This window comes from Muriicola sp., from assembly GCF_049669965.1.
Classification (GTDB): Bacteria; Bacteroidota; Bacteroidia; order Flavobacteriales; family Flavobacteriaceae; genus Muriicola.
In genome coordinates this window covers 1-3867 of sequence record NZ_JBATLB010000251.1, presented here as the reverse complement: position 1 = coordinate 3867, position 3867 = coordinate 1, and the positions used below count along the sequence as shown (strand labels likewise).

6 protein-coding genes are annotated in these 3867 nt (G+C 37.5%); all 6 read right to left on the bottom strand.

Translation table 11 applies throughout. The features are described from left to right. The coding region (locus tag WBM49_RS12715) for a hypothetical protein (RefSeq protein ID WP_424372427.1) at positions 1–265 on the bottom strand (265 nt) is incomplete at its 3' end. 7 nt (positions 266–272) lie between these two features. Then, positions 273–899 (bottom strand): class I SAM-dependent methyltransferase, encoded by a 627-nt coding sequence (locus WBM49_RS12710; RefSeq protein ID WP_424372426.1) that lies wholly within the window; start codon positions 897–899, stop codon positions 273–275. Positions 900–976: 77 nt separating this feature from the next. Further along, entirely contained in the window at positions 977–1549 is a 573-nt protein-coding gene (locus tag WBM49_RS12705) for an RrF2 family transcriptional regulator (protein WP_424372425.1), read from the bottom strand. A gap of 51 nt (positions 1550–1600) precedes the next feature. Further along, the gene (locus WBM49_RS12700; RefSeq protein ID WP_424372424.1) at positions 1601–2302 is read right to left on the bottom strand and encodes a CPBP family intramembrane glutamic endopeptidase; all 702 of its coding nucleotides are present in this window, start codon (positions 2300–2302) and stop codon (positions 1601–1603) included. Between the two features lie 109 nt (positions 2303–2411). Continuing rightward, a complete protein-coding gene (locus WBM49_RS12695; RefSeq protein WP_424372423.1) occupies positions 2412–3578 on the bottom strand; it encodes an Acg family FMN-binding oxidoreductase in 1167 nt (388 codons plus the stop codon). Between the two features lie 6 nt (positions 3579–3584). Then, positions 3585–3867 (bottom strand): hypothetical protein (locus tag WBM49_RS12690; protein WP_424372422.1); only part of this gene is annotated, 283 nt, incomplete at its 5' end.

Sequence of the window (3867 nt, the reverse complement as noted above, 5' to 3'; positions counted from 1 at the left end):
TTAAATTGATGATAAACGTGGGTAGTTCTCCGCCAACTATGATAGCAATACCATAGACCAGGTGATTAGACTTTTTTGGTTTCCACATAAGGTGACCAGAAAATCCATGCAGGACAATCGGCACAACAGGATCAATCTCTAACGACAGTGTTGATTTTTGAATAGAAGTTGTTGTGCTTTCTTGTGCTTGTAAATCTTGAATTGAAGAAATTATCAGCGTCAAGATCAACAGCAGAGCTGCTGTTTTTATAAATCTAAATTCCATATGAGTTTTATTTTGAAATTATTTCTACGGTAGCGTTACTATTGAAAGCAAGCGATACAGTGTATTTCAGCTCGTTGTTGAGGGCATAGTTTTCTAGCCACTTTTGTCGCTTCCATTTTCTAGCTCTTCGCGTTGTGGCGAGTTTCCAAATCAAGAATGTGAAATTGTTTACTGAAAACCGATAGCGCCACACTTCGAATAAGGCGGAAAGAATGGCCTTTTCACCTGATGGCGTGAGGACGATTATTTTTCCTTCCGGTTTCAAAACACGTAGGGCTTCGTTCATCAACATGCTTTTGGTGTTATCATCAAGCAGAAACAGAACAGAACAAAAGGTTACGGCATCAAATTGCTGTGTTGCGAAGGGTAGAGATGCATTTTCTTGTTGATGTTGGAAGAATACATTGTTGTTCGAAACACTTTTTCTCGCCACTTCAATCATGTTTTTGCTTGTATCGATACCCGTGATTTGTACGGCTAAATTTTTCGTTATCAACAATTGCGGCAGAGTTCCCGGTCCTGTGCCGATGTCTAAAATTTGCTTGTATGTTGGATTAGCTAAAACTGAATCTACCACCGGTTTGATAAATTTAGGATACCATCCGCTGCGGGTTGCTTTTATAAAAACGGACATGTTTTTTGTTTTTGGAGTGCCATTGTTCTAATGTTTATACTAAATATTACGAATGTTTAGTTTGGGGTAAAAAAAAATTACTCTGCGTCCAAAATGTCTTTTAACGTTGTTCTGCTCAAGGCAGTCTTCATTTCATTTTCAACAGTATTCAAGGCAATTGTTAAGGCATTTTTAAGATCATCGGGTCTTTTGCTTTTTACGTTCAAATCGAAGCTTGTTTGAAAAAGCGGTTTTTGATTTTCGATGGCCGTTAGAATATCAAGCAATGTTATTTGCTCTGCATTTTTGGCAAAACGCACACCACCGTTAATGCCTTCTTTAGATTCCAATATGCCAGCACGAATTAGATTTTTGAAAATGACCGAAAGGGTAGGCTTTGGGATGTTCAGTAGTTCTGATATGACTTTGGTAGAAATATATTCTGTTTCTCCTCTTCTGATTTTATCAGAAATGAAAGCCAGAACCAGAATGGATTTTGAATATGAAAGTGAGTATGCCATAACTACATATACGCTATATTTAGTTTGCAAATATAGAGCATATTCGCAAACTTCAAAACTTTTATCAAGATTATTTTGCAAATCTGTGTTGAGAGCCAGCGTATATTGCGGAAATACGAGTTGTCCTCTATCGTTTGAAGCGCAGGCCATACAACTAATCGATGAATTGATTACCGTCATCTATTGCCCTTGTAGTCGGCATTAAGTGGGCTTATTCATCAGGTAAAGCGAGCCAATGATGACCACATCCTGTAAAAAGTGAATCAACCAAGCCCAGAAGAAACCGTGCGTTTCAAATATGGATTTGGCCAAGACAAACCCTAATATTCCTGCTAGTGATATTCCGATGATTCCGCTTGGCATTCCGTTGATATGGGCAAGTCCAAAAACGATGGCAGAGATCAAAAAAATGGTCGTAGGTGCCAGTAATCCGGACAAGGGAGAAACAAGGCCCATTCGATAAATCATTTCTTCTCCGAAGGAATTTGTCAATGAAAAAAGCAATATCCAGAAAATTCCACTTTGCAAAATGGACCAATCAACATCAGCCTTCTTCAACTGGAAATACATGAAGATGGCGGTAACTCCAGTGATTACCACACATAGCGAGAGCCCTGTATTGAGCCAGCTGTCTCCTTGTTTAATTCCAAATAATTTTAGTTCTTCTCCTGGTATTGAGGTTTGCCAAATGGAGAAGTAAGTTAGAAAGTTCTCCTTGTTTAAGAGGTAAGTAGTAAGTAAAGAAACTCCTGTAATTAGGAGCAGGAGAATCTGGTAATTTAGTTGTCCATTCACATAAGTGTTGTTGGACACTTCGAGTCCTATCCTTTTTGATAAGGTTCCTCCAAACCATAGAGCTATGGTGTAAACTACAGTCAATAATATGGGTACGGCTATTTTCATTTTGATTTCTGTTTACCGCCAACGTAAAAGCGAGTGCATAATACCGATTCATCCTGTTCGAGCAAACTATAACTCTTGCTTAGACTTTACCTGCCATTAATAGATCAAGTTATGTTAATATTAAATCATCCAAGCGTCTTCGAAATGAGAAACCATCTATTTCATCTGCTCTTCCTAGCCTTAAAACTAATTGTACTTTCTTAGGTGATTTAACATTGACAAATGTCTCAAAACTTATTCGTATTGCATTCATTTCATCGTATTCCTGTAAAACCTGGTTGAGGTGATGCAATGCTATTCCTGATTTATCTGCTGCTAGATTAAATCGGGTGAAATCCATTCCACATTTGATCCAATCAGCTAGTTCATTATTTTCTGTAACAAAATAGGCGAGGGCAGATGAAGAGTCTAGTTTTTCTCTAAAAGATTTTAAAAACATATTTTGGTATCTTTCATCATGAGCATATTTTGGGGCATCTGCTTTGGCCAATTTTTCTGAAAAGAATCGAGGTATATCTCCCATTCCATTTGATTTTAAATCAATTCCATCTCTTTCTTTGGCTGCAGTTTTTTGATTTCGTTTTAGCCAAATTCTATTTTCTTCCATGGTTCTATAAGTGGTCACTTCAATCTTCATTGCTTCAAAGCACATATCATTTAATTGCTTTAGTTCAGCGTCATTATCCTTAAAAAGGATGGTTGATGATTTTGGATTTACGAAAGAAACTAATCTATCCAGCGTACCTTCTTTGAATTTTCCAGGATGATACTTTAATCGGTTAGTTCTGCGGGTAAAAATATTGTCATACAAAACATCCCTTTGTATTGTTTCTTTTTTTAGCTCAATTGCTGCCAGAGGCTTCTCACCAATCTCTTCAAATGAATAGGCACCTTCCGGCAAAACATCTATGTATGACTGATACCCTAATCCGGTGGCTCCTATGCGTAGTGTTTCCAAAAAACAACCGCAACCAATATGTATTTGTCTTGCCGGTGGATCGGTTGCCGGTAATAACCTGGTTTCATCCACAAACATTACAGCCTTAGTGTCACTAATTATTTTGAATTTCCAAGGCTGTGTATTATGTGGGTTGGCAGTATTAACGCCTATTGCAATAGCCTTTAAAATGGGTTGCGTAAAATCATTGCTGGAAGGTCGCTTGGCTTTCTTTTGAGTGCCCAAAATTAATTTTTCAGGAGCGCATCCAAGCAATCCGAATAGCGCTGTAGCAGTAATTATAGTACCACTTTTTAGAATGAAATTTTTTCTATTCATGATTGACTATTTTGCGAAGTTTAAATGAGTGCCGATGTTTAGGTTGAGGTAAAAACAACTCATATTATCTTTCAGAAGGGTTGCGTTGTTTTCGTTTGAAATTTGCCAGATTTGTTCTCCTGCTAATGAATAATCATACCCAATAGATAAGCCAGCAAACAATCCGTTCTTAAGAATTTTTTCGGTGCTCAATTGAAACCTCAGTGCATCTATATTATTTGTTGAGCTGGTGGAATTAGAAGGAAAAGGCGAAAGTGAAGCGTAATCCTTGTTTTCGATCAGAACATTA